Genomic DNA, 26,948 nt, shown 5'->3' with positions numbered 1-26,948 from the left:
TTCACAGCCTGCGCATATCACTGATGCGTGCGTTTGGACGAATGGATGAGGCAACTCCCTTTACGCCCAACGCGATCACTGAGCCGCCGCTGCGCGCCAGGTTGCTCAGTGCCGAACAGATGGAACGCCAGGGCAGGACGCTGGCTGACTCGCACACTCTGTTCCCAGGCCGCGCCAAGGACCACCTCTTGGAGCGTCTGGCCGATAACGAGACCGTATTAAACCGGGCCTACGGGCTGCTCGTGGAAGCAGTTCAGTTGAGCCGGCGCGTCACGCCGGCCGGTGAGTGGCTGCTGGATAACTTCTACCTCATCGAAGAGCAAATTTTGATGGCCCGGGCGCACTTTCCCAGAGGCTACAGCCGCGAGCTGCCCGTGCTGGCCAACGGTGCCTCCAAGGGATTGCCGCGCGTATATGACATTGCGCTGGCCGTCATCGCCCACGGTGATGGTCGGGTGGATGCCGAAAGCCTCTATCGTTTTGTCGCGGCGTACCAGAAAGTATCGGTGTTGAAGCTGGGTGAACTCTGGGCGATCCCGATCATGCTGCGCCTGGCACTGATCGAGAACATGCGTCGCATCAGCGTAAGGGTGGCAGACAGTCTTTTGGACCGCAACCGGGCCAGCATGTGGGCGGATGTAATGGTTGGGGTGGCCGAGCACGATCCCAAGAATTTGATTCTGGTGATATCGGATATGGCGCGATCCAATCCTCCGCTGGTCAACTCCTTCGTAGCTGAATTGGCCAGGCGCCTGCAGGGCCACAGTTCTGCGCTGGCCTTGCCCCTGACTTGGGTCGAGCAACAACTCTCCGAATCAGGACTGACCATTGAACAAATGGTGCACTCCGAAACGCAAAGCCAGGCGGTCAACCAGGTCAGCACCAGCAACACCATTGGCAGTCTGCGCTTTCTGGGGGCCACGGACTGGCGCATGTTTGTGGAGGCTATGAGTGGGGTCGAACACAAGCTGTGCGAAGACCCGCAGGGTGTCTATGCACGCATGGATTTCGCCACCCGCGACCGCTACCGCCATGTGATCGAAAAGCTGGCCCGGCGCAGCCACCTGTGTGAGGGCGATCTGGCGCGAAAAGCCATCCAGCTGGCACACGAAGCTCTGGACCAAGCAGGAGTCACCGCGGATGATTGCCGCACGCACGTCGGCTACTACCTGATCGACCGGGGCTTGGCGCAGCTGGAACGCGCCGCGCAAGTAAAGCCAGCGCCCCTGGATGCGCTGCGCCGGTTGTACCGGTGGATTCCGCTGCCACTGTATCTGGGCTCCGCGACCTTGCTAAGCGTCGGCGCAACCTGGCAATTGGTAGCATCCGCGGCCAGTCGGGGTGCCTCGGTGTGGTTGCTGGTTGTGATTGGATTGCTGGCAATGCTGGGCATGAGCCAACTGGCCATCGCCCTGGTGAACTGGTGCGTCACGCTGATGGCCACCCCGCATGCGCTGGCGCGCATGGACTATTCCAAAGGGATTGCCCCCGAGGCGCGTACGCTGGTGGTTGTTCCGACGATGTTCATGCGCCTGGAGCAGGTTGATGAACTGGTAGAGGCACTGGAAGTGCGTTTCCTGGCCAATCAGGATATCCATCTGCATTTTGGGTTGCTGACGGATTTTCGTGACAGTCCGCGGGAAACTGCACCCGAAGATGGTCCATTGCTGGACCGGGCGGTCAAGGCCATCGAAGCCCTCAATGCAAAATATAACAGCGCTGGCAGCGAACGATTCTTTCTGTTTCACCGCCCGCGTCGCTGGAATCCTGTTGAAGGCATCTGGATGGGGTATGAGCGCAAGCGGGGCAAATTGGGAGATCTCAATGGCTTGTTGCGCGGGGGATCGCGGGATGCCTTCTCGCACATCGTCGGCAACACAAGTGTCTTGCAGTCGGTGCGGTACGTCATCACACTGGACACCGATACCCAGTTGCAACGGGATTCGGCGCGCTCCTTTGCCGCCACCATGGCGCATCCCCTGAATCGTCCCCGTTACGACGAGGCCCGGGAACGTGTCACCGAAGGCTATGGCATCCTGCAACCCCGCATGGCAGTGAGTCTGACCAGCACCAACAGTTCCCGATATGCCAGTCTGTGCGGCAACGATGCGGGTATCGACCCCTACACCCGCGCGGTGTCAGATGTCTACCAGGATCTGTTTCAAGAAGGTTCCTTCATCGGCAAAGGCATCTATGACGTCGATGCGTTCGAGCATGCACTCAAGTACCGGCTCCCGGAGAATCGCATACTGAGTCACGACTTGCTGGAAGGCTGCTACGCCCGCGCCGGACTGATCAGCGACGTCCAGTTGTATGACGACTACCCATCCAACTATTTCGCAGATGTCAGCCGGCGCCACCGCTGGATCCGGGGCGACTGGCAGATTGCCTCCTGGCTGTGGCCACGCGTACCCGGACCGGGAGCGACGCGGTTGCGCAATCCGCTGTCGGGCCTTTCGCAATGGAAAATTCTGGATAACCTGCGGCGCAGTCTGGTGCCGGCGGCACTGGTATCGCTTCTGCTCATTGGCTGGTTGCAGCCTGTCCCCACGCTTTTGTGGACACTCGCGGTGCTCGGGGTCTTGTACATTGCGCCGCTGGCTGCCGTCGGACTGGGCCTGGTGCGCAAGCCCAAGAATGTCTCGGTGCGCCAGCACCTGACCACCTCACTGCGATCTGCAGCACGCCAGGTGGCGCAGGCTACGTTTGTCCTGGCCTGTCTGCCGCATGAGGCGTATTCCAGTCTGGATGCCATATTGCGCACAACCGTGCGCATCGCCTTGACACGTAAGCGTGTTCTGGAGTGGATGCCTTCGGGCAGCGCACCGCCGGTTGGTGGGGCAGGGGCCCTGCGCAGCAGCTACGCGCGCATGTGGATGGCACCGGTTCTATCGGTGGCAATCGGCGTGATCCTTTGGACCACCCATTCCGCCGTATTGCTGGTAGCTGCGCCGGTGCTGGCCCTGTGGCTGGTTGCGCCCGCTTTGGCCTGGTGGGTCAGTTGCCCGCTGCCTGAGCGTACCGTGCGCCTGCAGCCCGCTCAGACCGTGTTTCTGCATAAACTGGCGCGTAGAACCTGGCGCTTTTTTGAGACCTTCGTGACCGCCCATGACCACTGGTTGCCGCCTGATAATTACCAGGAGCAGCCAGTTGCCGTGCTGGCACGCCGTACGTCGCCGACCAATATGGGGCTGGCATTATTGGCCAACCTGGCCGCCTACGATTTTGGCTACATTCCGCCGGGTGTGCTGCTGACACGCACCAGCCTGGCATTGGCCAGCATGGAAGAGCTCGATCGGCACGAAGGGCACTTCTACAACTGGTACAGCACGCAGACGCTGATGCCATTGCCTCCGTTGTACGTCTCGGCCGTGGACAGTGGCAACCTGTCGGGGCACTTGTTGACCCTGCGCGTTGGTCTGTTGGGTCTGGTAGACCAAAAAATCCTGTGTACCAGAGCATTTGAAGGGCTGGGCGATGCCATGGGGAACCTGGCTGACGCCGCCACATCCATGGCCACACCGGAAGCCACGCATTCCCTGTTCCGTTTGCAGCGCGATATCGAATCGGCTTGCGATGTTCACTCCACCAAAGTGGTGGTGGTGCGGCGCTGGCTGATGGGGATTGCTGCCTTGTGTTTGTCCCTGGACCATCCGGTGGATAACGCATCGAAAGATGCCGCCCCTGGTGAGTTGGCAGAGTGGACGCACGCCTTGCTGCGCCAATGCCAGTCCACCCTGGAAGACCTGGAGTTCCTTCTGCCCTGGCTTGCCCTCGCGGAACTTCCCCAGTGGCTGCAACACATCCCTGGGCTGGGCGCTGTGCCTGCATTGCGCGATCTGGTCGCCCTGGACGCTGCGCTGGAACACGCTGTGGAGCAGCATTTTGCGCGCAACGGTGCTGAGCCACCCACGCCGCAGGAGACCCATCTTTTGGCTGAACTGCGTCCACTGGTTTTGCTGGCAACGGTGCGGGCGCGGGAACGGGTGGCGCTAATTCAGCAACTGTCGCAGCAGGCGGCTGTCATGGCCGATGCGGACTATGGTTTTCTCTACGACAAGGCGCGCCATCTGATCGCCGTTGGTTACAACGTGGATGAACAGCGCCGCGATACCGGCTATTACGACCTGTTGGCTTCTGAGGCGCGTCTGTGCAGCTTTGTGGCCATTGCGCAAGGCGAGGTTCCGCAGGAAAACTGGTTTGCCCTGGGGCGACTGCTGACTGGCAACGACGGCCGTCCGTTGCTGCTTTCCTGGAGCGGCTCGATGTTTGAGTACCTGATGCCCATGCTGGTCATGCCGACCTACGCCAACACCTTGCTGGACCAGACTTGCCGTACGGTGGTGGAACGTCAAATTGCCTATGGTGGACAGTGCGACTTGCCGTGGGGCATGTCTGAATCGGGATACAACACGGTCGATGCGGCTTTGAATTACCAGTACCGCGCGTTCGGCGTACCCGGTCTGGGACTCAAGCGCGGACTCACCGACGACTTGGTGGTTGCGCCCTATGCCTCGGCGTTGGCCTTGATGGTGATGCCGGATGCCGCTTGCCAAAACCTGGAGCGCCTGGTGGGCCTGGGGCTACAAGGTGCCTATGGCATGTTTGAAGCCATCGACTTTACGCCGGCACGCGTGCCCCGTGGGCAAACCAGTGCGGTGGTGCGCTCCTTCATGGCACACCACCAGGGCATGAGCCTTCTCTCCCTGGCCTATGTCCTGCTGGACCAACCGATGCAAAAGCGGTTTGTCTCCGATCCCTTGTTCCAGGCTACGGTGTTGCTGCTGCAGGAGCGCATTCCCAATGCGGCGGTTTTGCATGTCAGTATTCCCGACCTCAGCGATACGCGCGCAAGAGGTGTTGGCCCGGAAATGCCCATGCGCCTGCTGCGCAATACGGATACCGTCATACCCGAAGTACAACTGCTCTCCAATGGTCGCTACCACGTCATGGTCAGCCAGGCCGGTGGTGGCTACAGTCGCTGGAAGGATCTGGCCGTTACCCGCTGGCAGGAAGACGCCACACGTGACAACTGGGGCGCATTTTTCTATTTGCGCGATGTGGCTAGCGGTGAACTCTGGTCCAATGCCCACCAGCCAACCCTGCACAAAGCGGACAGCTACGAGGCCATTTTTTCAGAGGGCAGGGCGGAATTTCGCCGCCGTGATCACGACTACGATACGCATACCGAGATCGTCGTATCACCGGAAGATGACATCGAGTTACGCCGCTTGCGGATCACCAACCGGGCGCGCACACGCCGCACCATTGAAGTGACCAGCTATGCGGAAGTGGTGCTGGCCCCTGCCGCGGCCGATGCGCTGCACCCCGCGTTCAGCAACCTGTTTGTCCAGACGGAAATACTGCGGGATCGGCAGGCCATTTTGTGCAACCGACGCGCGCGTTCGCAGGGCGAGCATGTGCCATGGATGTTCCACCTGATGGCGGTTCACGGTGGCGACACCGGTGTTGCATCCTATGAAACCGACCGCATGCGGTTTGTTGGGCGCGGTCGCTCAACCGATTCACCGCAGGCCATGAACGAGTCCGGAATTTTGTCCGGCACGCAAGGCTCGGTGCTGGACCCGATCGTGGCGATTCGCCACCACATTACGCTCGATCCGCAACAAACAGTTACTGTCGACGTGGTCAGCGGTATTGGTGAAACCCGCGACGCAGCCTTGGCACTCATAGGCAAATACCGCGACCGGCATCTGGCCGACCGTGTGTTTGATTTGTCGTGGACCCACAGCTGGGTCAACCTGCAGCAGATCAACGCGACCGAGTCCGATGCCCAGCTATTTGGTCGTCTGGCCAGCTCGGTCATCTACACCAATCCAACACACCGCGCCGAGACCAGCGTGCTGGCACGCAACGCCCGGGGTCAGTCTGGCCTGTGGGGTTATGGCGTATCGGGCGATTTGCCCATCGTGCTTCTGCAGATCGGCAGCCAGGACAATATTGAACTGGTGCGCCAACTGGTGCAGGCCCATGCGTATTGGCGTCTCAAAGGCCTGGCAGTTGATCTGGTGATCTGGAACGAAGACCACGCCGGATACCGTCAGCTCTTGCAGGAACAGATCATGGGGTTGATTGCCGCGGGTGTTGAGGCCAATTACACCGACCGGCCCGGCGGCATATTTGTGCGGGCCGCCGAGCAAATGTCCCAGGAAGACCGTACGCTGTTCCAGACTGTCGCCCGGGTGATCATTGCAGACACCCGTGGCACGCTGGCAGAGCAGGTCAATCGCCGCTCGGCCAAGGAGAAGCGCGAAGCAGCGCTACTTGACCAGGCAGTGCCTGCTTTGCGGCCATCCGAAGCCTCACGCATTCCCCTCTCGACACCGCATGACCTGCTGTTCTTCAACGGTCTGGGCGGATTCTCTGCGGATGGTCGGGAGTACATCATCACCCTTGCAAACGGGCAATCGACTCCCGCTCCGTGGGTCAATGTGATTGCCAACGCGCGATTCGGTACCGTAATTTCCGAGAGTGGTTCGGCCTACACGTGGAGTGAAAACGCCCATGAGTTCCGCTACACCCCCTGGGGCGATGACCCGGTTAGCGACCACAGCGGTGAGGCGATCTACCTGCGCGATGAAGAGACGGGCACGTTTTGGTCGCCCACAGCATGGCCCTGCGGTAGCGCAACACCCTACGTCACCCGCCACGGATTTGGTTACAGCGTGTTTGAGCATGTTGAGGATGGCATCCATTCCGAGCTGACCGTTTTTGTGGATCTGGAAGCCTCCATCAAGTTCTCGGTTTTGAAAATCCGCAACGATGGTGGTCGTGCCAGGAAGTTGTCAGCCACGGGCTACGTGGAGTGGGTGCTGGGGGACTTGCGTGCCAAGTCTGCCATGCATGTCACCACCGAAGTGGACCCCACCAGCGGCGCCATTCTGGCGCGCAACCACTACAACCCCGAGTTTGGCGACCGGATTGCCTACTTTGATGTGGATGGTGCAACCCGTACGCCCCATGTGACCATTACCGGGGACCGTCGCGAGTTTCTGGGGCGCAACGGCAGCCTGCGAAACCCCGCTGCCATGGGTCGAACACAGCTATCCAACCGCGTCGGTGCGGGCCTGGACGCCTGCGCGGCACTGCAAGTTCCGTTTGAACTGGCACCCGGGGACACTCACACAGTCAGTTTTCGGCTCGGCGCATCCGGACGGCGCGGGAACGAGGCCAATGCAATGGCGCAATACCTTCACGAGCCCGATGCGTTGCAAAGCGCTCTGCACGCTGTGCAGGCCTACTGGTCCCACATATTGGGTGCCGTCCAGGTCGAGACCCCCGACCCGAGTCTGGATGTGCTGACAAACGGCTGGCTGCTGTACCAGACCATCGCGTGCCGGCTGTGGGCGCGCAGTGGCTTCTACCAGTCGGGTGGGGCCTATGGGTTTCGGGACCAGTTGCAAGACACCATGGCGCTGGTGCATACCGCACCACACTTACTGCGTCAGCATCTGCTGCGCTGCGCCGAGCGGCAGTTTGTCGAAGGCGATGTGCAGCACTGGTGGCACCCACCGCAAGGACGGGGTGTGCGTACCCATTGCTCCGACGACTATCTGTGGTTGCCACAGGCCACCTGCCGCTACGTCGATGCGACCAATGACGTCTCTGTTCTGGATGAAACCATGGCGTTTCTGGAAGGGCGCCCTGTCAACCCGGACACGGATTCGTACTACGATTTGCCAACCCGTTCCAACGAAAGCGCGTCCCTGTTCAACCATTGCGTGCGGGCCATCCGCCGGGCGCTTCCCACTGGCGCACACGGCTTGCCCCTTATGGGCTCAGGTGACTGGAACGATGGCATGAACCTGGTCGGCATAGCCGGCACCGGAGAAAGCGTGTGGTTGGCGTTCTTTCTGTACGACGCGCTGGTGCGGTTCAGTCCCCTGGCGCTGGCGCATGGCGACGCCGCCTTTGCGCGGGAATGTCTGGTGCATGCCGATGTGCTGCGCCGCTCCATTGACCAGCATGGATGGGATGGCGGTTGGTACCGGCGGGCCTACTTTGACGATGGCACGCCACTGGGATCGGCCAGCAACCCGGAAGGCCAGATTGACTCGATCTCGCAAAGCTGGTCCGTGCTGTCGGGCGCGGGGGAGACTGAGCGCTCCCGGATCGCCATGGAAGCGCTGGACCGGCGCCTGGTCCGCCGGGACCATGGGCTAATCAAGCTACTGGAGCCGCCTTTTGACACGTCGGCGCTCAATCCCGGCTATATCAAGGGCTACGTTCCCGGGGTGCGCGAGAACGGCGGGCAATACACGCACGCGGCCATCTGGGCCGCCATGGCCTTTGCAAAGCAGGGCGATGCACAGCGGGCCTGGGAGTGCTTCAACGTGATCAACCCCATTGGCCATGGCGATACTTTGGAGGCGATCAACACGTACAAGGTGGAACCATACGTGGTTGCTGCCGATGTCTATGCCGTGGCACCCCACGAGGGGCGTGGCGGCTGGACCTGGTACACCGGATCGGCCAGCTGGATGTACCGTCTGGTACTCGAATCGCTGTTGGGTTTGCGTCTGGAGTCCGGGCAGTTGCGTTTTGCACCCTGCACACCGGTTCAGTGGCCGGGCTTTAAGGTCAAGTACCGCTTTGGGCAGACGCAGTACGCCATCGCGGTTACGCAGATTGGCGCACAGCCGGGCGGGCCGCCAACAGGGATTGTGGTGGTGGTGGACGGCGTGACGCAACGCACAGCGGCGGTGGACCTGGTGGATGACCAGCAGGATCACGCGGTGGAAGTACGCATGATCCGTGTTTAGCGTGTTTAGAGCGCGCTGGCGCACAGATCAATCGCCAGTAACGCGCGCACAGTTGGGGCTTACGAACGTGACCCGCGTGAGCACCGTGCGCTAGGGTCATGCAGCAAATCCTTATGAAAAATCAGCCGCTAGCCCTCGTAGAATATACGTATACAGCTATTGATTTAATAGCGAAGTTCAGTCGTGCCCAGTGTCGACGACTACACTGGGGTTCTTTCCATCACGCAGGTCGCCAGGGGGCGTGTTGCAACCTAAGGCGATCATGACCGCAGAAAACCCCAATTTTCCCATTGTTGGCATTGGCGCATCGGCTGGTGGGTTGGCGGCGTTTGAGGCCTTTTTCGCGGGCATGCCCGCAGATACCGACCCGGGCATGGCCTTTGTCTTGGTGCAGCACCTGGCACCAGACCACAAAAGCATACTCACCGCCCTGATCCAGCGCTACACCCGCATGCAGGTGTTCGAGGTGGAAGACGGCATGACGGTGCAGCCCAACTGTGCCTACATCATTCCGCCCAACCGCGACATGGCTTTTTTGAATGGCTGTCTGCATCTGCTGGAACCCTCGGCACCGCGCGGCCAGCGTCTGCCCATCGACTATTTGTTTCACTCCCTGGCGCAAGACCAGCATGAGCATGCCATCTGCATTGTGCTGTCCGGCACCGGCAGCGACGGATCGATTGGCGTGCGCGCGGTCAAAGAGGCCGGCGGCATGGTGATGGTGCAGACCATTGCGTCGACCGAGTTCGATGGCATGCCGCGCAGCGCCATTGCCACCGGAATGGTTGACTTCATCCTGCCGCCGGCTGAGATGGCGGCGAAGCTCATCGCCTATGTGACGCATGCGTTCGTCAAGCCGCCCCCGCACACCATGGTGTCCGACTCCAATGCCCAGAGCGCACTCAAGAAAATTTTTGTCCTGCTGCGCGCGCAGACCAGCCACGATTTTTCGCAATACAAGCCCAGCACCATCCACCGCCGCATAGAGCGGCGCATGGCGGTACACCAAATAGCGGCGATAGAGGGCTACATCAAGTACTTGCAGCAAACCCCGCCCGAGGTGGAAGCACTGTTTCGCGACCTGCTGATTGGTGTGACCAGTTTCTTTCGCGACCCGGAGGCCTTCCAGGTGCTCGAAGAGCAGGTCATCCCCAAACTCTTTGCCGACAAGTCCTTGGGTGGTGCGGTGCGGGTCTGGTCCACCGGGTGCTCCACCGGGGAGGAAGCCTATTCCATCGCTATTTTGTTGCAAGAATGCATGGAGACGCTCAAACAAACCTGCACGGTGCAGGTCTTTGCCACTGACATTGACAGTCGCGCCATCGCAACGGCCCGTACCGGCATCTACCCGATGGCCATTGCCAATGACGTTTCGCCACAAAGACTGGCGCGATTTTTCACACCCGAGCCGGGTGACAGTGGCTACCGCGTGCACAAAGCCATCCGCGACATGCTGGTGTTCTCGGAGCAGGACGTGCTCAAAGACCCACCGTTCTCCCGGCTGGACCTGATCAGTTGCCGCAACCTGCTGATCTACCTGGACTCCGACTTGCAAAAGCGGCTGATCCCGCTGTTCCATTACGCGCTCAACCCCAACGGCCGGCTTTTTCTGGGCAGCTCCGAAGGAATTGGCGACGCCAATGACCTGTTTAGCGCCATCGACCGCAAAGCCAAGTTGTACCAGCGCAAGCCCGATTTTCATGGCATGCAGCGTGCAACGCCCAGCAGCTACATGCCGGCCATGGGTTTGGGCAACGGCTCACATAATGCAGGCGACACCAAAGCGGCTTTGCCGCACAAACTGCCGCTGCGTGAACTGATGGAGCAGGCGCTCTTGAAAGAACTGGCGCCGCCCAGCGCACTGGTTAACCGCCAGGGTGACATCCTTTACCTGTATGGCCGCACCGGCTTGTACCTGGAGCTGGCCTCGGGCGAGTCTGGCGTCAACAACATCCTGAAAATGGCGCGCGAAGGGCTGCGCCACGACCTGACCATTGCGTTGCACAAAGCCGCCAATGCCCAGGCGACCGTGCAGGCAACTGGGCTGCGCGTCAAAACCAACGGCCACTTCAGCACGGTGGATCTGCGGGTCAGCCCGGTGGCGGTTGGCTCCGTGTCCACACCCGAGTCGTCCCTGTATCTGGTGACGTTGTATGCAGCGCCGCCTGCGGCTGAAATCGCCCAACGCGTGGCAATTCCGTCGAGCCCGCTTGACGCCAGCGCACCGGCACCCGCGCCCGCTGCCGGCTCTGAATCCAGTGCCGATGCCGATGTCGATGCCACCGTGCGCATTGAAGCGCTCATGCAGGAACTGCGCGCCAAAGACGAGTACCTGCAAACCACGCATGAAGAGTTGGAAACGTCCAACGAAGAGCTCAAGTCATCCAATGAAGAAATGCAGTCGGTCAACGAAGAACTGCAATCCACCAATGAAGAGCTGGAGACCTCCAAAGAAGAAATGCAGTCAGTCAATGAAGAGCTCAGTACGGTCAACTCCGAGCTGCAAATCAAGATGGCAGACTTGTCGCAGGCCAATAACGACATGAACAACCTGCTGGCAGGCACCGGCATTGCCACAGTTTTTGTGGACCACAGCCTGCGCATACTGCGGTTTACCCCGGCGGTGATTCAGATCATCAACCTGATCCCCAGTGACATTGGCCGCCCGGTGGGCCACACTGTCACCAACCTGGTGGGCTATGACAGCCTGGTAGCAGACGCGCAGGCCGTGCTTGATACCCTGCTGCCCAAAGAGGTCGAGGTCAAGACCACGGCCGGCAAGTGGTACCTGATGCGCATCGTGCCTTACCGCACACTGAACAATGTGATTGAGGGCGCTGTGCTGTCGTTTGTGGATATCACCGAGATGGTCAAAACCCGCGCCGCGCTGTTCAAGGCCAATGAGCTGCTGCGCCTGGCGGTGGTGGTGCGCGATGCGCGCGACGCCATCACCGTGCAGGACCTGGATGGCCGCATTCTGGCCTGGAACCCCGGCGCGGTGCGCATGTACGGCTGGACCGAGGCACAGGCGCTGGTGATGAACGTGCGCGAGCGCATTCCACCGCTCACTTACGACACGGCCCAAGCGCAAGCGCTGCGGCTGGGCAAAGGCGATACGCTGGCGCCCTACGCCAGTGAGCGGCTGACCCAATCCGGCACAACGGTCAAAGTTCTGATCACCGCTACCGCCTTGATCAACCAAGCGGGAGAGGTCTATGCCATTGCCACAACGGAACGAGAAGCGGAACAAAAGGTGGATAAGAAAAATGCCGCTAGCCCTCGTGGGTAAATAGCATGCAGCTATCTAATCTATAGCGAATCACACCATGACCACCCAAGAACACAACCCCCGCCGCAATGCAGAAGCCAAAGCTGCTACACAGACGGACCAGGCAATGTTGCACGACCTGCGCGTGCACCAGATTGAGCTGGAAACACAAAACGAGGAATTACGCCGTGCCCATGTGGAACTGGACGCCACGCGGGCGCGCTATTTTGACCTGTATGACCTGGCGCCGGTGGGCTATTGCACGCTCAGTGCAAAGGGGCTGATTCTGCAGTCCAACCTGACTGCTGCCACGTTGCTGGGCGTGGTCCGCAAGTCACTGATCCTGCAGCCCATCAGCCGATTCATACTCCAGGCGGATCGGGGGCTGTACTTCCAACACCATAATGACTTGATCAAGTCTGGCGAGTCGCAATCCTGCGAGCTGCGCGTGGTCAAGAACAACGGCACGGCATTCTGGGTGCATCTGGTGTCCACGCTGCCGCAAGACAATCAGGGGGTTCCGGAACACCGTATCATGCTGATTGATGTGTCCTACCGCAAGCAGATGGAAGCTGCAGTACAGGCAAAAAATGATGAGCTGCAAGACGCCAAGCACGTGGCCGACATTGCCAACCAGGCGAAATCCGATTTTTTGTCGAGCATGAGCCACGAGCTGCGCACGCCACTCAACTCCATCCTTGGGTTTGCCCAACTGCTGGAAGCCGGTTCCCCCCCGCCCACGGTCACCCAGCAAGCACGCATTGAACAAATACTCAAGGCAGGATGGTATTTGCTTGAGCTGGTGAACGAGATTCTCGATCTGTCGGTGATTGAATCGGGCAGGGTACCAGTTGACATGGAGTCCGTGGATCTTGCCGCCGTGATGCGGGAATGCCAGGCCATGGTTGCCTCACTGGCACAAAACAGCGCCATCGCCGTGCACTACCCCACGTGCCTTCAATCGATCTATGTGTTGGCGGACTACAGGCACCTCAAGCAGGTTCTGATCAATCTGTTGTCCAACGCCATCAAATACAACCGCACAAACGGCTCCGTTGAGGTAAGTTGCTGCGACGGAACCAATGGTCGGATACGCATCAGCGTGCGTGACACCGGCGAAGGCCTTTCGGCCCAGAAGTTGGCCCATTTGTTTCAGCCTTTTAACCGCCTGGGGCAAGAGACCGGCACCATCAAAGGCACTGGCATTGGTCTGGTGGTAAGCAAACGATTGGTCGAATTGATGGGTGGCACCATTGATGCAAACAGCACCGAAGGCGTTGGCAGTGTGTTCTGGATCGAACTGGATATGGCAGCCAGCCCCCCGGCTTCTGCGCAGGCGGGTGCTTTGTCGGGTGGCGCGCTGTCGCACACGCCAGAGCAGGCTGTTGTCGCCCCGCGTACGTTGCTGTGCGTGGAAGACAACCCGGCCAACCTGGAACTGATTCAGGACCTGATCGCGCCGCGCACCGATATGCGCTTGCTGACGGCAACTGACGGCCCCAGTGGCATTGCGCTGGCACGCGCGCAGCAGCCCGATTTAATTTTGATGGACATCAACCTGCCTGGTATCAGCGGCTTTGAAGCTTTGAAAATTTTGCAGCAAGACCCTGCAACCCGGCGCATTCCGGTGCTGGCCTTGAGTGCCAATGCCATGTCTGGCGACATTGAGAAAGGTCTGGCAGCGGGCTTTTATCGCTATATCACCAAGCCAATTCAAATCAATAATTTCATGGCGGTTCTGGACCAGGCTTTGGAGTACGCGCGCGAAAAATCGCAGGGCAACCTGCAGTGATGGCGCACCAGCGGCAATAGGTGGTGGCCGCCAGTCGCCAGTATTAGCGATTAGCGGCGTTCGCCTTTGCCAACCTCATTGCCGATGACGCCGCCCACGGCTGCGCCACCAATGGTGCCGATGGCGCTGCCACCGGTCAGTATGGACCCGCCGACAGCCCCAACGCCAGCGCCAATGGCCGTATCGCGGTCTCGTGTCGACATATTGCCGCAGCCTCCCAGTGCGCCCAGGGCAACCAGGCTCAGGGCGGCGATCTTCAGTGTGTTCATTGTGTTCATGTCATTACCTCTTTGAAAAAAAATTCAGGTTACGGGGTGTCAAATTTTGCGTCTGTTCGCTGGCGCACGGCCAAAGCCATGCGGTTTTTAGATGCGGCCCATGACCAACAGAATGATCAAGATGAGTACAACCAAGCCCAAACCGCCACTGGGTCCGTAACCCCAACTGCGGCTGTGGGACCAGGTGGGAACTGCTCCGATCAACATCAGGACCAAAACGATTAGAAGTATGGTTGCCAAGCTCATGGTGGGCCTCGTAGGAAGGCTTATCGGCTAGCGGGCGGGGTGCCCTTGCATCGACAAGTCATGTTCGTATGTTGGGGCCCACGTGAATCCCCGTCCGTACGCTTGCGAACAGACCTTCTCGCTACGAACTTGGACACTCCCACCAGCCCGACACCGGTCAGGCCCTCAAAGGAATCCCTATGAAAAATCTGTTCCGAATCGATGTGCTTCATCCTGCAGGGCTGGCCGCCGTTGCTTGCACTGCTTTGTTAACCCTGGCGGGTTGTGCGTCAACACCGCCGCATTCAGACGCCCACATGGCCGTGGCGCAGGCTGCGGTTGAACACGCCAATACGCCGGGCACCAGCCAGGATGCACCAATGGAGTTGCAGCTGGCCACATCCAAGCTCGTCGCCGCACGAACTGCACTGGCCGACAAGAATTACGAGCGGGCAGATCAGCTGGCCGAAGAGGTCCAGATTGATGCCAAGGTTGCAGAGTTGCACGCGCAGTCTGCGCGCTCGCGCAGGGCAGCGCAAGAGTCGCAGGCCGCAGCCGCCGCATTGCGCGATGAAATTAGCCGCAACACCACCCGTTGAACGCACAAGGAGTATTCATGAACACCCGTCTATTGACCCTTATTACCCTGACTGCTGCGCTGGGCGCGTGCAGTTCCATGCCCGAACGCAACAGTGATCTGGACCGTGCGCAGGGTCGCTTGCGGTCCGCACAAAACGATGCACAGGTTGCCCAGCTGGCGCCGGATGAATTAAAGCAAGCCAGCGATACATTGGTCATGGCTGAAAAGGCCTGGAGTGACAATGAACCCAAGTCCAAGGTGGACCATCTTGCCTACATGGGGGCGCAGCGCGTGGTGGTTGCACAGGAAAGTGCTTCCAGCCGGGCGTCCCAAGCCGTGATCGCCGGCGCCGCCGCTGAACGCGACCGCATGCGGCTGCAGCAGCGCACTGCCGAGGCCGACAGGGCGCGCCAGCAACTTGCTAGCGCCGAGCAGAGCAACGCCAACAAGACTGCGGCCTTGGCACAGGCCGATGCCGCCACCCAGCGTGAGCAGGCACGTGCTGACAGCAGCGATGCGCGGGCCAATGCGCTGGCGCAGCAGTTGCAGGAACTCAATGCCAAGAAGACCGAACGCGGGTATGTGGTGACGCTGCAGGATGTGTTGTTTGACACGGGCCAGGCCCGATTGATGCCCGAGTCTGCGGGTTTCCTGGCCCGTCTGGCCGATGCATTCAAACGCAATGCATCACTCACCGCCGCCATTGAGGGCTATACCGACAGCGTGGGCGGCAGCAACGCCAATTACGAACTATCGGACCGCCGGGCCAACGCGGTGAAGACTGCGCTGATGAGCCTGGGTGTGCGTGACGAACAGCTCACCGTGCGCGGCTTTGGAGAGAACAACCCGGTTGCCAGCAACGACACGGTCGATGGCCGCCAAATGAACCGTCGCGTGGAGATCGTGTTCGGGTCGCAAAGCGGGCTGGTGCTGGCCAAGTAAGCGCGCCGTGCTGATGCCAGTCTGGCATCGGCCGGCATTTTGGCGCACTGTGCGCAATCGAACAGAACTTTGCGCCACAACGCGCCACCATGCAGTTTGTTCACAACCAAGGAGATTCATCATGCTTTACACGATTGCTGTCGTTCTAATTATTCTGTGGCTTTTGGGATTGGTTACGTCTTACACCATGGGTGGCTTCATCCACGTGCTACTGGTCATTGCCGTTGTCGTGATTTTGCTGCGGGTCATTAGTGGCCGCTCGCCGTTGTAACGCCTTCTTTCATTTTGGAGAAATTTATGAACCTGAAATTCAAGGCCGCGCTCGGTCTGGCCCTGGTAGGTCTGTCTACCCTGGCGGCAGCTGAAATTACTTTCTACGAAGCCGAAGGCTTCCGGGGCCGTACCTTTGCGACCAACGCGCCGGTGGAAAACTTTGCCAACACCGGATTCAATGACCGCGCATCCTCGGTTATTGTCGGCAACGGTCGCTGGGAGGTTTGTGAAGATTCCCGCTTTCGTGGCCGTTGCGTGGTACTGCGCAAAGGCAATTACGACAGCCTGGTCAGCATGGGCATGAATGACCGCATCTCGTCGGTGCGCCGTGCTGCTCGCGCCAACGAGGCGGACATGCCGCAACCGGTTGCCGCTCCAGCCTACGAATACCGCCGCCGGCCCAATGAACGTATTCTCGAAGTACCGGTGACATCCGTCCGTGAAGTAGTTGGCCCACCCAACGAGCGTTGCTGGGTAGAGCGCCAGCAGGTGGCAAACGACAACCAAAACAACTCCAACGTTGGCGGTGCCATCGCGGGCGCCCTGATTGGTGGCATTTTGGGTCACCAGGTTGGTGGCGGCGTTGGCAAAGACCTGGCTACGGCAGGCGGCGCCGTTGCTGGCGGAGTGATCGGATCAAAGGTGGGCCGCAACAACAATAGCGGAACCACCTATCAGGACGTACGCCGTTGCGAAACTACGGCCAGTACCACACCCGCTTACTGGGATGTGACCTACAACTACCGGGGCCAGGAACACCGCATCCAAATGACGAGCCCACCGGGAGCCACGATTGCGATTAACAACAATGGTGAACCGCGCCAGTGATTGTGCTGACATCATTCCGTTCTTCCGAGCCCTTTTTTCAACCAAAAGCCCCTGGGCTAAACCAAGCAGGAAATTTATGAAACATCTTACTCACATCGCACTCGCGGTCACCGTACTGACCTGCGGATTTGCCCAGGCGCAAATGACGGACTTCAACCCGTCGTGGTATATCTCACCCAGCGTCAACGTGTCGCAACCCGACAATCAGATGGGTGCGGATCGCAATACCAACGGCATCGGTCTGCGTATGGGTAAACCGATATCACCAGCCTGGGACATCCAATTTGGACTGACTGGCACACGCACCTCTGACACAATCCCGCGCTATCGCCAGACTACCTTTGGCATTGATGGCCTGTACATGCTGTCGCGCGGCAACGTGCGTCCGTTCCTGCTGCTCGGAACAGGGGTCCAGTACGATGAAATCGATTGGCAAGGCGCGAGTACGAACCAAACGTCACCTTTCCTTGGCGCTGGCGTGGGCGTTCAAGTGGGTTTGAGCGATCAGTGGGCCTTGCAAGCGGACCTTCGTCGCAACCACGGGTTTCGCGAAGGCAACAACCTTGGGGTTGACAGCAGCAATTCCAACTACTTCACCGTTAGCTTGAACTACACATTCGACAAACCTGCGGCCCCACGCTATGTAGCACCGCTGGTGACTATGCCGGTTGTGACTGCTCCTGCGCCCGCGCCGTATGTGGCCCCGCCACCGCCGGCAGCCCCACCCCCACCGCGCTTTGAGCGCTACACGCTTTCGGCCACAGAGCTGTTTGCATTTGACAGCTCCGTGCTGCGTATGCCGCAACCCAAGCTGGATGAAATGGCCTCTGCATTGGCTGCCAATCGCGACGTGTCCAACGTCACAATTACTGGCTACACCGACCGCCTTGGCTCCAACAAGTACAACCAGTCGCTGTCGGAGCGTCGCGCCATGTCGGTCAAAAGCTACCTTGTGAGCAAGGGCTTGGACAGTTCACGCCTGAACGCTGTTGGTAAGGGTGAAGCCGATCCCGTGGTTGTTTGCAAAGAGACGAAGCGCGCAGCCCTCATTGAGTGCCTGGAGCCCAACCGCCGGGTCGTGATTGACCAGGTTACCGTGCAGCGCCGCGTTCCCTGATACAGGTGGTGGTCTTCGGACCACCACCCAATAAAAAGCCCGCTTGAAGCGGGCTTTTTACATGCAGCCCGTGCGGGCCACAGCAATCAGATCTTCTTGAGATCCTTGATCGCTTCCTTCGCATCGCCAACATGCTCTTGGGCTTTGCCCTTAACCTGGTTGATAAGGCCTTTAACCTGCTGCTCTTTGCTGCCAACCAGCTTGCCAGCTTCTTCCTGAATTTTGCCGGCGATATCTTTGGCTGCGCCCTTGACTTGGTCTTTGTTCATTTTGAGTTCCTGTTCATGGTGTTGGCTTTGATGCCGAAAGAAATTTCCGACCCAGTCTGCCTATCGCATAACCGGTAGATCATGTCGATGAACCAAGGTTATTGGAATCCGTTGAAAAAATCTGTGCGCAAGCGAACAGACCCTAAGTGTGTAAACCCTTAATCTTCGGGTTGGGTTGGCGCAGTGCGCTGACGTCCATCAATCCCATGACAACAAAGGAATACACCATGTCAAAACGCGACGAATACACAGCCAAGCTCAAACTCCAACTTGACGAGCTCAATGTCAAAATGGACACACTGGAAGCCAAGACCGCAGAGGCCAAAGCTGACGCCCATGACGCTTACAAGGCCGAGATGGCCAAGCTGCGTCACCAATCCAAGCTGGCTGGCGTCAAATACCAGGAGCTGATGGAAGCCGGTGAAGATACTTGGGACAAGATGGTCGCCGAGACCGAGAAGGTTCGCGACGCATTTATCCATTCATTCAGCTACTTCAAGTCGCAAGTCTGAAGTTAGTTTGACATAAAAAAAGCGCTATCTTGATAGCGCTTTTTTTTTATGAGAAGAACCGGGTTTGGTTCTTCTACTCAGCCTGGAGTTACTTCAGGCGCATGTCGTTCTTGACGGACGTAACGCCAGCAACACCACGGGTAACTTCAACTGCGCGGTTGATGTCGGCCTGCGAATTTACAAATCCGCTCAGCTGCACTTTTCCTTTGAAAGTTTCCACATTGATTTCTGTGGACTTCAGTGATGGGTCATTGAAGATGGCCGCCTTGGTTTTGCTGGTAATGACCGAGTCGTCAATGTAACCGCCGGTGCCTTCGGTTGTGGAAGTGGCTGCGCAACCGACCAGTGCCGTCAGGGCAACGGTGGCAACGATGGTGGAAATACGTTTGAAATTTTTCATGCTGAATTCTCCAAATGGCTGATTGAGTTACCGAGAGTTGCTGACTGCTGCTCTCGCAGTTGGAGAATACGAATGGGCTGCGTACAGGTCTGTTCGGTAACGCACGTAGCGTGGTGTCATAAGCAATGGTCTGCGACCGACATGTTCATTGCTTTGAACGTGCGAAAGCGAACAGACTGCATTTTCAGACGCAGTGACAGTCGCCCTATCGGGGAAACAGCGACACGCAATCCATTTCAATCGGGAGTAATTTGGTATGAACACACGTTTAACTTCACTGGCTATGGTTCTTTCCCTCAGCACGGGCTTAGGCGTAATAGTGACAGGTTGTGATCGCAATACACCTGTTACGGCGGTTCCACCTGTGAGCGTCGGCGTTGCACTGGACGACACCGTGATGACGACCAAGGTCAAGACAGCCTTGCTGGGTGATGAGTCGATCAAGGGCTTTGACATCAAGGTTGTAACGCGCAAAGGCACCGTACAGCTCAGCGGCTTTGTTGACAACCAGACACAGCTGGACCGTGCCGTCTACGTGGCACATAACGTTGAAGGCGTCACGGCGGTAGAGAACAACATGACCCTCAAGGAAGGGAAGGCTGCCACAGTGGGTAACACACTCGATGACAGCATTATTACCACCCGGGTGAAGACGGTTTTGTTGGCCGATCCCGACGTTAAAGGTGTGGATATTGGGGTTGTTACCCGCAAAGGCGAAGTGCAACTGAGCGGATTTGTAGGCTCACAGGGACAAATTGACCGGGCGGTAGCCCTGGCTCAGGTGGTGGAGGGTGTCCAGAGCGTGGTCAATCAAATGAGCGTCAAGAAATAATCCGGACAGGTGACGGTGTGTATGTTCGGTAACGAACATACACTGAGAGTGGAGACCCGTAAGGTTCACGCTATGCTCAAAAAAAAATCCCGTCGTACCGCTGAAGAAATCATCAAAGACACCCGCGAGACGACCGATGTGCAACGCCACATTGCCTTGCTCAAGGCGGGAGCGCTGCAAAACGCCATTCTCACCAGTGCCAATTTTTCCATTATTGCCACGGATGAGAAGGGCATCATCCAGCTCTTCAACGTGGGAGCCGAGCGTATGCTGGGTTACACCGCTGCCGAGGTGGTCAACCGCATTAGCCCCAGTGATATCCACGATCCCCATGAAGTGACAGCGCGCGCCCAGGCCCTGACGGGCGAGCTGGGCACCGTGATTGCGCCGGGGTTTGAGGCACTGGTCTACAAAGCCTCCCGTGGGATGGAAGACATTTACGAGTTGACCTACATCTGCAAGGATGGCAGCCGCTTTCCCGCCATTATTTCGATCACGCCGTTGCGGGACGACTATGGCAGCATCATTGGTTACCTGCTGATCGGCACCGACAATTCCGTGCGTAAACGGGTGGAGGTGGAACTGAACCTGGCAATGGACGCAGCGGAAAAGGCCAACCGGGCCAAGTCGGACTTTTTGTCCAGCATGAGCCATGAGTTACGCACACCGCTGAACGCCATCCTGGGGTTTGCCCAACTGGTGGACTCCGGCCTGCCAGCGCCCACGCCGCTGCAAAAACGCAGCGTGGACCAAATCATGAAGGCAGGATGGTATTTGCTGGAGTTGATCAATGAAATTTTGGACCTCTCGCTGATCGAATCGGGCCGGCTGACATTGTCCAGGGAGCCGGTTTCACTCATGGAAGTGTTGCTGGAGTGCCGGGCCATGATTGAGCCGCAGGCGGACAAACGCGGTATCCGGATGAGCTTTCCGCGCATTGACATACCGTATTACGTCAAGGCAGACCGCACACGCGTCAAGCAGGTGCTGATCAATCTGCTGTTCAATGCCATCAAATACAACCGCCCAAGTGGTGCGGTCGCGGTGGAATGCGCACTGTGCCCGCCCCACGCGATGCGCATCAGCGTGCGCGACACGGGTTTCGGCCTGACTGAAGAGCAGCGTGGGCAGTTGTTTCAGCCTTTCAACCGGCTCGGCAAGGAAGCCAGCACCGAAGAAGGAACCGGCATTGGCCTGGTGGTGACCAAACGGCTTGTAGAGCTGATGGGTGGAACCATCGGTGCGGACAGCGCAGTGGGGGTCGGCAGTGTGTTCTGGATGGAACTGCCGCTAACCGAGGCGCCCGCCTTGGCCGAGCGAGAAATGGATTTTTTGCCGGAAGTGGAGTTGCCGCTGTCGGAAGATTTGCCTGTCCACACCTTGCTTTACGTGGAGGACAATCCGGCCAATCTGGAACTGGTGGAGCAACTGGTCGCCAGGCGCCGGGACCTGCGCCTGATTACGGCCGCAGACGGCATTATCGGTGTCGAATTTGCCCGCACTTATATGCCGAAAATCATCCTGATGGATATCAACCTGCCAGGCATCAGCGGCATTGATGCCATGAAAATTTTGCACGCTGATCCGCTCACCGCCCATATTCCCATCATTGCGCTCAGTGCCAATGCTGTGCCGCGCGACATTGCCCGTGGCATTGAGGCTGGCTTCTTTGACTACATCACCAAGCCCATCAAGGTGGACCACTTCATGGCCACACTGGATGCGGGGCTTGCCTTTTCACAGCTGGCTGACAGGGATGCCGCCACCACCACAGAATGCACAGAATGATTTCCGATTCCGATGTTTTAGGCGCCAGCATCCTGATCGTTGACGATCAGGAGACCAACGTCATTTTGCTACAGCAGTTATTGGCCGATGCGGGCTATACGCATGTCGATTCCACCATGGACCCGCTGACGGTGTGCGCAATGCACCGCAAGAACGCCTACGACTTGATTCTGCTGGATTTGCAAATGCCGGGGATGGACGGTTTTCAAGTCATGGAAGCGTTGAAGACCAACCAGACTGACCCCTACCTTTCAGTGTTGGTGATTACGGCGCAGCCTGCGCACAAGCTGCGCGCATTGCAGATGGGTGCTAAAGACTTTGTGAGCAAACCGTTTGATTTGCTGGAAGTCAAAACGCGTATCCACAACCTGCTGGAGGTGCGTCTGCTGTACAAGAAGCTGGCAAATCACAACCAGGAGCTGGAGCGTTTGGTGCAGGATCGCACAGCCGAGTTGCGTGAGAGTGAAGCCCGGTACCGGAGCCTGACCGAACTGGCCAGCGATTGGTACTGGGAGCAGGACGACAAGGGCAACTTCACCAAGGTATCCGGCCCGGTCCTGGAGATGCTGGGTATTCGGGTCAATGCGTTGGTGAACGACGCGCACAGCGTGCCCATGCAGGGGTGGAACGAAGCGGAGCGGCAATTGTTGCAGTCCACGATTGCTGCACGCAAGCCCTTTCTGGACTTTATGTTCAGCCGGGTGAACAGAGATGGGTCAGTGCAAAAATTCTGTGTGAGCGGCGAACCCATGTTTGACCAGTTTCGCCGCTTTGTGGGCTATCGGGGTATTGGTAACGAGGTCATCTCGCACTGAGCGGCAGAAGTGATGAAAACCTTGATTGCCAACGATACCCCACAAATGAATCATCTGCTTGCCGCCCTGCCCGTGGCGGATTTGGATCGACTGGCCGCGCACCTGCAACGGGTGGAGTTGCCATTGGGAGAGATTCTGTACGAACCCGGCGTGCGCATGCAGTTTGCGTATTTTCCGACCTCTGCCATTGTTTCTTTGCACTATGTCACCGAATCGGGGGCTTCCTCCGAAATTGCGGGCGTTGGCCATGAGGGTATGGTGGGCGTGTCGCTGTTCATGGGTGGGGATACCACACCCAGCGCTGCTGTGGTGCAGACGGGCGGTCAGGGCTTTCGCCTGGAACGTGGTGTGCTCAAGCAAGAGTTTGACCGGGGCGGGTCGTTTCAGGTACTGCTCTTGCGTTACACCCAGGCGCTGATGACCCAAATCAGCCAGACGGCGGTTTGCAACCGGCACCATTCAGTGGAGCAGCAGCTGTGTCGTTGGTTGCTGGTTACATTGGACCGCATTCCAAACGGCGAGTTGACAATGACGCAGGAACTGGTTGCCAGCATGATTGGCGTGCGCCGCGAGGGCATTACCGAAGCGGCTGGGCGCTTGCAGCAAGACGGCTACATCCGCTACCGGCGGGGCCATATATCGGTGCTGGACCGTGTTGGTCTGGAGAAACGCGTGTGTGAATGCTATGGCGTCGTCAAGAAAGAGTTCAGCCGCTTGTTGATGGATACGCCGGAACAGCAGCAACGTCGCACGTACGCCTAACGCACAGTCGCATTTGCCCAAATGGGATTGCGCATGTATCCCTGGCGGGTCTATAGTTCAGCTAGCGAATTTAGCAGCTGGCTAAGGAGGTAACGCAATGGCTATTCAACACGCAGTTTCGGGTCAACCTGTGGGTGTCATGCCCATCGCCAACACTTTGGGTGAGCGGCAGGCGGTGGCAATTTTCAAGACCAACGAACTGGAAGTCATGCGCTTGGTGTTACCCAAGGGCAAGACCATGCCGGCGCACAAGGTGGCAGGTGACATCACGGTCCAGTGCCTTGACGGATCCATCCGCTTTGTCAGTGATGACTCAACCCAGGTGTTGGTGGCGGGTGAGATGCTGTACCTGGCCGGCGGCGTACCGCACAGCCTGACCGGCATTGAAGACGCGTTGGCATTGGTGCACATCGTGCTGCGCCACTAACCAGAAAAAATACCCCAACGCTTACGGCGACGTGGGTTGCGCGGGGTTGGCAGATTGCAGCAGGGCAGTGATCTGGGCGTCCTTCTCGCGCCAAAGCTGCTGCACCCACTGCGAAAAGGCCTCGCGAAAGGCTGGGTCTTGGGCGTAGTCACCTTGCATCAGGTGGCGCGGAATGGGCAGGCTGCGCACCCGCACCACGATGCGGCGTACTTTGCCCAATAGAAAATCGTTAAAGGTGGGGGCGCCATCGGGGTACACGATAGTGACGTCCAGAATGGCCTGAAACTTGTCACCCATGGCGTTGAGTGCCAGCGCCATGCCGCCGGCCTTGGGTTTGAGCAGGTGCTGGTAGGGTGATTGCTGCTTGGCGTGTTTGGCTTTGGTAAAGCGCGTGCCTTCCAGGAAGTTCATCACACTGGTGGGGATGAGGGCGTATTTGGCGCAGGCCTTGCGGGTGGTTTCCTGGTCTTTGCCGCGCATTTCGGGGTGCTTTTTGAGGTAGTCCTCGGTGTGGCGGCGCATGAAGGGGAACTCCAGCGCCCACCAGGCCAGACCCATCACCGGCACCCAGATAAGCTGCGCCTTCAGGAAAAACTTGAGCAAGGGGATGCGCCGGTTGAGCAGGTGCTGCAGCACCAGAATATCAACACACGATTGGTGGTTGCTGTTGACCATGTACCAACTGTGCGGGTCCAACCCTTCAATGCCCTCAACGTCCCAGGTGGTGCGCTGGGTCAGACCCATCCAGGCGCTGTTGCCCCAGATCCAGGCCTCGGCAATGGACAGCAGAATGGGGTCGATAAGCAGGCGCACCGCCTTGAACGGCATCAGGAGTTTGAGCGACGAGAAGATCAGCAAAATGGGCACCCAAAACAGGGCATTGAGCACCATCAGCAGGGTCGCGATCAGGCCCCGAAGCGGGGCAGGCAGAAAATACAGCATGGTGTGATTCGCTATAAGTTTGGTAGCTGGTTACGTAATGTTGACGAGGGCTAGAGCCCTATTTTTCCATTAAAACACAGGGTGTTTCGACCCTCGGCCTTGGCTTCAAACATGGCTTCGTCGGCGCGCCGTATCAGTTCGGACACGGCCACGTCTGCCCCCAGGAACAGGGTGGCTCCAATGCTGGGGGTGGTGGTGTGCTCGGTATCGCGCAATTGGTAGGGTTCGTTCAGGCTGGCCAGAATCTTGTGGCCCACGGCGCTGGTGTGCAGGCGGGCGTCGTCAGCCTGGGCACTCAGGTCTTGCAGCAACACCACAAATTCGTCGCCACCCAGACGTGCCACGGTGTCGATGGCGCGCACGCACTGCTGCAGGCGGCGGGCTACTTCTTGCAGCACCAGGTCGCCAACCTCGTGGCCGTGGCTGTCATTGAGGTATTTGAACTTGTCCAGGTCCAGAAACAGCACTGCACCATGGCGGTGGTTGCGCTGGCTGGCCGCCAGGGCGGTTTCCATGCGGTCCACCAGCAGGCGCCGATTGGGCAGGCTGGTTAGCGTGTCGTGAAAGGCGAGTTGTTCAATCTCTTGCAGCGTGGTTTGCAGCTGGGCCTGGGTGGCCAGCAATTCGCCTTCTACCTGCTTGCGCTTGGAGATGTCCATCAACGTGCCGACCATGCGCAGCGGCTTGCCGTCCTGGCTGAACTGCACCACCTTGCCACGGTTGCTCATCCACACCCAATGGCCATCGGCGTGGCGGGCGCGGTATTCGGCCTCGTAAGCGGGGGCAGCACCAATCAGATGGGCGCGCATGGCGTCCAGCGTGGCAGGCAAGTCGTCCGGGTGGATCATGTGGCCCCAGGCGCGCCCGATGTGGGCCTCCACAGCAGTGCGGCCCAGCATGGCGCAAGATCTTTCGTCCAGAAAGTAACCCTTTTCGGTGGCCAGGTCGTGGTCCCATCGGCCCAGGTCGGCACCGATGATGGCCAACTCCAGTTGCTCGCTGGTGTCGCGCAGCAGGGCCTCTGAATCTTTGCGTGCCTGAATGTTGCGCCCCATGCCCAAGATGCCTATGGTGCGGCCCTGGGCATCGTGTATGGGAGTTTTGATGACTTCGTAGAGGGTGGGATCATTGCCCAGGGGCGAAGGCATCGGCCCCTCAAACGTGGTGGTAGCACCTGCCTGCAGGGCCAGTTGGTCGGTTTGGGTGATTGCATGGGCGGCTTCTTCGCCAAACCAGAAGGCGTCAGTCGTGCCAACCACGTCTTGCGGGAGCGCTCCCAGATGGGCGGCGTATGCAGTGTTGCAGGCCAGGTGCACACCATGCAGGTCCTTGACCCATAACCAGTCGGGAATGGCGTCCAGCACGCAGCGCAACAGGGTCTCATTGGCTTGCAGGGACAGGTCAGGGTTGGACACTGTGGCGACTCCGGTGGACGCTACTTGAGGTTGCCCGACAAAAACTGCGCCAGCCGCTCACTCTTGGGGTTGGCCAGAACCTGGGCCGGGTTGCCTTCTTCTTCGATGCGGCCTTTGTGCAGGAAGATCAGGTGTTTGGAGACCTCCCGGGCAAAGCCCATTTCGTGGGTGACCACCACCATGGTGCGGCCTTCTAGCGCCAGATTTTTCATGACCTTGAGCACTTCACTTACCAGCTCGGGGTCGAGCGCGCTGGTGGGTTCGTCAAACAGCATGACCTCGGGCTCCATGGCAAGGGCGCGGGCAATGGCCACGCGCTGCTGCTGGCCACCGCTTAAGTGGGCGGGGTAGGCGTCTTCCTTACCCTCCAGCCCAACCTTGGCCAGGTAAGTCCGGGCGGTGGCAATGGCCTGGTCTTTGGGATGCCCATCACGTGCACCGGCGCTTCGATGATGTTTTGCAGCACCGTCATGTGGGCCCACAGGTTGAAGTGCTGGAACACCATGGCCAGCTTGGTGCGCAATCGGGCCAGTTGACGCGGGTCTGCCGCGCCCAATTCGCCGTTGCGCTGGGGTACCAGCTTGAGTTCCTCGCCAGCCACCACAATGCGGCCTGCATGGGGCTTTTCCAGCAGGTTGATGCAGCGCAGAAAGGTGCTTTTGCCGGAACCCGAGCTACCAATGATGCTGATCACATCGCC

At 58.9% G+C, this 26,948-nt stretch carries 21 protein-coding genes and 1 pseudogene; 14 read left to right on the top strand and 8 right to left on the bottom strand.

The window, feature by feature from the left end; all coding sequences use genetic code 11:
* The first annotated feature begins 23 nt into the window (after positions 1-23).
* The 3 genes from IPI80_RS06195 (at position 24) to IPI80_RS06185 (ending at position 13,843) form a co-directional block, all read left to right on the top strand.
* A complete protein-coding gene (locus IPI80_RS06195; RefSeq protein WP_413858711.1) occupies positions 24-8,783 on the top strand; it encodes a GH36-type glycosyl hydrolase domain-containing protein in 8,760 nt (2,919 codons plus the stop codon).
* A 262-nt stretch (positions 8,784-9,045) separates the two neighbouring features.
* Positions 9,046-12,072 (top strand): chemotaxis protein CheB, encoded by a 3,027-nt coding sequence (locus tag IPI80_RS06190; RefSeq protein WP_413858217.1) that lies wholly within the window; start codon positions 9,046-9,048, stop codon positions 12,070-12,072.
* A gap of 37 nt (positions 12,073-12,109) precedes the next feature.
* A complete protein-coding gene (locus IPI80_RS06185; protein WP_413858215.1) occupies positions 12,110-13,843 on the top strand; it encodes an ATP-binding protein in 1,734 nt (577 codons plus the stop codon).
* A 50-nt stretch (positions 13,844-13,893) separates the two neighbouring features.
* Here the strand turns inward: IPI80_RS06185 and IPI80_RS06180 are convergent, their stop codons facing one another.
* On the bottom strand, positions 13,894-14,112 hold the full coding sequence (locus IPI80_RS06180; protein WP_413858709.1) for a glycine zipper 2TM domain-containing protein: 219 nt from the start codon (positions 14,110-14,112) through the stop codon (positions 13,894-13,896).
* 96 nt (positions 14,113-14,208) lie between these two features.
* The gene (locus tag IPI80_RS06175) at positions 14,209-14,367 is read right to left on the bottom strand and encodes a DUF3309 family protein (protein ID WP_413858213.1); all 159 of its coding nucleotides are present in this window, start codon (positions 14,365-14,367) and stop codon (positions 14,209-14,211) included.
* A 179-nt stretch (positions 14,368-14,546) separates the two neighbouring features.
* Between IPI80_RS06175 and IPI80_RS06170 the strand changes: the two genes are divergently transcribed.
* From IPI80_RS06170 to IPI80_RS06150, 5 genes are all read left to right on the top strand, one after another.
* Complete coding sequence (locus IPI80_RS06170; RefSeq protein ID WP_413858211.1) at positions 14,547-14,945, top strand: DUF4398 domain-containing protein; 399 nt, start codon at positions 14,547-14,549, stop codon at positions 14,943-14,945.
* Positions 14,946-14,962: 17 nt separating this feature from the next.
* A complete protein-coding gene (locus tag IPI80_RS06165) occupies positions 14,963-15,868 on the top strand; it encodes an OmpA family protein (RefSeq protein ID WP_413858209.1) in 906 nt (301 codons plus the stop codon).
* A gap of 121 nt (positions 15,869-15,989) precedes the next feature.
* Entirely contained in the window at positions 15,990-16,139 is a 150-nt protein-coding gene (locus IPI80_RS06160; RefSeq protein ID WP_413858207.1) for a lmo0937 family membrane protein, read from the top strand.
* 26 nt (positions 16,140-16,165) lie between these two features.
* On the top strand, positions 16,166-16,969 hold the full coding sequence (locus IPI80_RS06155; protein ID WP_413858205.1) for a beta/gamma crystallin-related protein: 804 nt from the start codon (positions 16,166-16,168) through the stop codon (positions 16,967-16,969).
* Positions 16,970-17,045: 76 nt separating this feature from the next.
* Positions 17,046-18,086: an OmpA family protein gene (locus tag IPI80_RS06150; protein ID WP_413858203.1), complete on the top strand. Its 1,041-nt coding sequence runs from the start codon at positions 17,046-17,048 to the stop codon at positions 18,084-18,086.
* Positions 18,087-18,172: 86 nt separating this feature from the next.
* Here the strand turns inward: IPI80_RS06150 and IPI80_RS06145 are convergent, their stop codons facing one another.
* Entirely contained in the window at positions 18,173-18,355 is a 183-nt protein-coding gene (locus IPI80_RS06145) for a CsbD family protein (RefSeq protein WP_413858201.1), read from the bottom strand.
* Between the two features lie 227 nt (positions 18,356-18,582).
* Here IPI80_RS06145 and IPI80_RS06140 point away from each other — a divergent pair, with 227 nt between their 5' ends.
* The gene (locus IPI80_RS06140; protein ID WP_413858199.1) at positions 18,583-18,867 is read left to right on the top strand and encodes a hypothetical protein; all 285 of its coding nucleotides are present in this window, start codon (positions 18,583-18,585) and stop codon (positions 18,865-18,867) included.
* Positions 18,868-18,955: 88 nt separating this feature from the next.
* Here the strand turns inward: IPI80_RS06140 and IPI80_RS06135 are convergent, their stop codons facing one another.
* Positions 18,956-19,267 carry a BON domain-containing protein gene (locus IPI80_RS06135; RefSeq protein ID WP_413858197.1) on the bottom strand — a complete coding sequence of 104 codons (312 nt, stop codon included), beginning with the start codon at positions 19,265-19,267 and terminating at the stop codon, positions 18,956-18,958.
* A gap of 256 nt (positions 19,268-19,523) precedes the next feature.
* Here IPI80_RS06135 and IPI80_RS06130 point away from each other — a divergent pair, with 256 nt between their 5' ends.
* The 5 genes from IPI80_RS06130 (at position 19,524) to IPI80_RS06110 (ending at position 23,891) form a co-directional block, all read left to right on the top strand.
* Positions 19,524-20,099 carry a BON domain-containing protein gene (locus tag IPI80_RS06130; RefSeq protein ID WP_413858195.1) on the top strand — a complete coding sequence of 192 codons (576 nt, stop codon included), beginning with the start codon at positions 19,524-19,526 and terminating at the stop codon, positions 20,097-20,099.
* Positions 20,100-20,171: 72 nt separating this feature from the next.
* A complete protein-coding gene (locus tag IPI80_RS06125; RefSeq protein WP_413858193.1) occupies positions 20,172-21,887 on the top strand; it encodes an ATP-binding protein in 1,716 nt (571 codons plus the stop codon).
* Entirely contained in the window at positions 21,884-22,702 is an 819-nt protein-coding gene (locus IPI80_RS06120) for a response regulator (protein WP_413858191.1), read from the top strand. Before IPI80_RS06125 ends, IPI80_RS06120 begins: the two co-directional genes overlap by 4 nt.
* A 12-nt stretch (positions 22,703-22,714) precedes the next feature.
* Complete coding sequence (locus IPI80_RS06115) at positions 22,715-23,464, top strand: Crp/Fnr family transcriptional regulator (RefSeq protein WP_413858189.1); 750 nt, start codon at positions 22,715-22,717, stop codon at positions 23,462-23,464.
* Between the two features lie 97 nt (positions 23,465-23,561).
* Positions 23,562-23,891: a cupin domain-containing protein gene (locus IPI80_RS06110; RefSeq protein ID WP_413858187.1), complete on the top strand. Its 330-nt coding sequence runs from the start codon at positions 23,562-23,564 to the stop codon at positions 23,889-23,891.
* A 21-nt stretch (positions 23,892-23,912) separates the two neighbouring features.
* On the opposite strand, the gene IPI80_RS06105 is transcribed toward IPI80_RS06110, so the two are convergent.
* The 4 genes and pseudogenes from IPI80_RS06105 to IPI80_RS06090 form a co-directional block, all read right to left on the bottom strand.
* On the bottom strand, positions 23,913-24,833 hold the full coding sequence (locus IPI80_RS06105) for an acyltransferase (RefSeq protein ID WP_413858185.1): 921 nt from the start codon (positions 24,831-24,833) through the stop codon (positions 23,913-23,915).
* Positions 24,834-24,883: 50 nt separating this feature from the next.
* Entirely contained in the window at positions 24,884-26,248 is a 1,365-nt protein-coding gene (locus tag IPI80_RS06100) for a diguanylate cyclase domain-containing protein (protein WP_413858183.1), read from the bottom strand.
* A 20-nt stretch (positions 26,249-26,268) separates the two neighbouring features.
* On the bottom strand, positions 26,269-26,730 hold the full coding sequence (locus IPI80_RS06095; RefSeq protein ID WP_413858181.1) for an ATP-binding cassette domain-containing protein: 462 nt from the start codon (positions 26,728-26,730) through the stop codon (positions 26,269-26,271).
* 23 nt (positions 26,731-26,753) lie between these two features.
* A pseudogene (locus tag IPI80_RS06090) lies at positions 26,754-26,942 on the bottom strand (ATP-binding cassette domain-containing protein); the annotation flags it as partial.
* Between the last annotated feature and the right edge of the window lie 6 nt (positions 26,943-26,948).

Origin of the sequence: Candidatus Aalborgicola defluviihabitans (assembly GCF_016705985.1) — a bacterium.
GTDB classification, from domain to species: Bacteria; Pseudomonadota; Gammaproteobacteria; order Burkholderiales; family Burkholderiaceae_C; genus Allorhodoferax; species Allorhodoferax defluviihabitans.
The sequence above is the reverse complement of the archived record's forward strand: the minus strand, read 5'-3'. Positions and strand labels throughout refer to the sequence as shown.

Coding starts and splice junctions, on each gene's coding strand:
- IPI80_RS06195 (WP_413858711.1), top strand. CDS start 24: ATGCGTGCGTTTGGACGAATGGATGAGGCAACTCCCTTTACGCCCAAC.
- IPI80_RS06190 (WP_413858217.1), top strand. CDS start 9,046: ATGACCGCAGAAAACCCCAATTTTCCCATTGTTGGCATTGGCGCATCG.
- IPI80_RS06185 (WP_413858215.1), top strand. CDS start 12,110: ATGACCACCCAAGAACACAACCCCCGCCGCAATGCAGAAGCCAAAGCT.
- IPI80_RS06180 (WP_413858709.1), bottom strand. CDS start 14,112: ATGAACACACTGAAGATCGCCGCCCTGAGCCTGGTTGCCCTGGGCGCA.
- IPI80_RS06175 (WP_413858213.1), bottom strand. CDS start 14,367: ATGAGCTTGGCAACCATACTTCTAATCGTTTTGGTCCTGATGTTGATC.
- IPI80_RS06170 (WP_413858211.1), top strand. CDS start 14,547: ATGAAAAATCTGTTCCGAATCGATGTGCTTCATCCTGCAGGGCTGGCC.
- IPI80_RS06165 (WP_413858209.1), top strand. CDS start 14,963: ATGAACACCCGTCTATTGACCCTTATTACCCTGACTGCTGCGCTGGGC.
- IPI80_RS06160 (WP_413858207.1), top strand. CDS start 15,990: ATGCTTTACACGATTGCTGTCGTTCTAATTATTCTGTGGCTTTTGGGA.
- IPI80_RS06155 (WP_413858205.1), top strand. CDS start 16,166: ATGAACCTGAAATTCAAGGCCGCGCTCGGTCTGGCCCTGGTAGGTCTG.
- IPI80_RS06150 (WP_413858203.1), top strand. CDS start 17,046: ATGAAACATCTTACTCACATCGCACTCGCGGTCACCGTACTGACCTGC.
- IPI80_RS06145 (WP_413858201.1), bottom strand. CDS start 18,355: ATGAACAAAGACCAAGTCAAGGGCGCAGCCAAAGATATCGCCGGCAAA.
- IPI80_RS06140 (WP_413858199.1), top strand. CDS start 18,583: ATGTCAAAACGCGACGAATACACAGCCAAGCTCAAACTCCAACTTGAC.
- IPI80_RS06135 (WP_413858197.1), bottom strand. CDS start 19,267: ATGAAAAATTTCAAACGTATTTCCACCATCGTTGCCACCGTTGCCCTG.
- IPI80_RS06130 (WP_413858195.1), top strand. CDS start 19,524: ATGAACACACGTTTAACTTCACTGGCTATGGTTCTTTCCCTCAGCACG.
- IPI80_RS06125 (WP_413858193.1), top strand. CDS start 20,172: ATGCTCAAAAAAAAATCCCGTCGTACCGCTGAAGAAATCATCAAAGAC.
- IPI80_RS06120 (WP_413858191.1), top strand. CDS start 21,884: ATGATTTCCGATTCCGATGTTTTAGGCGCCAGCATCCTGATCGTTGAC.
- IPI80_RS06115 (WP_413858189.1), top strand. CDS start 22,715: ATGAAAACCTTGATTGCCAACGATACCCCACAAATGAATCATCTGCTT.
- IPI80_RS06110 (WP_413858187.1), top strand. CDS start 23,562: ATGGCTATTCAACACGCAGTTTCGGGTCAACCTGTGGGTGTCATGCCC.
- IPI80_RS06105 (WP_413858185.1), bottom strand. CDS start 24,833: ATGCTGTATTTTCTGCCTGCCCCGCTTCGGGGCCTGATCGCGACCCTG.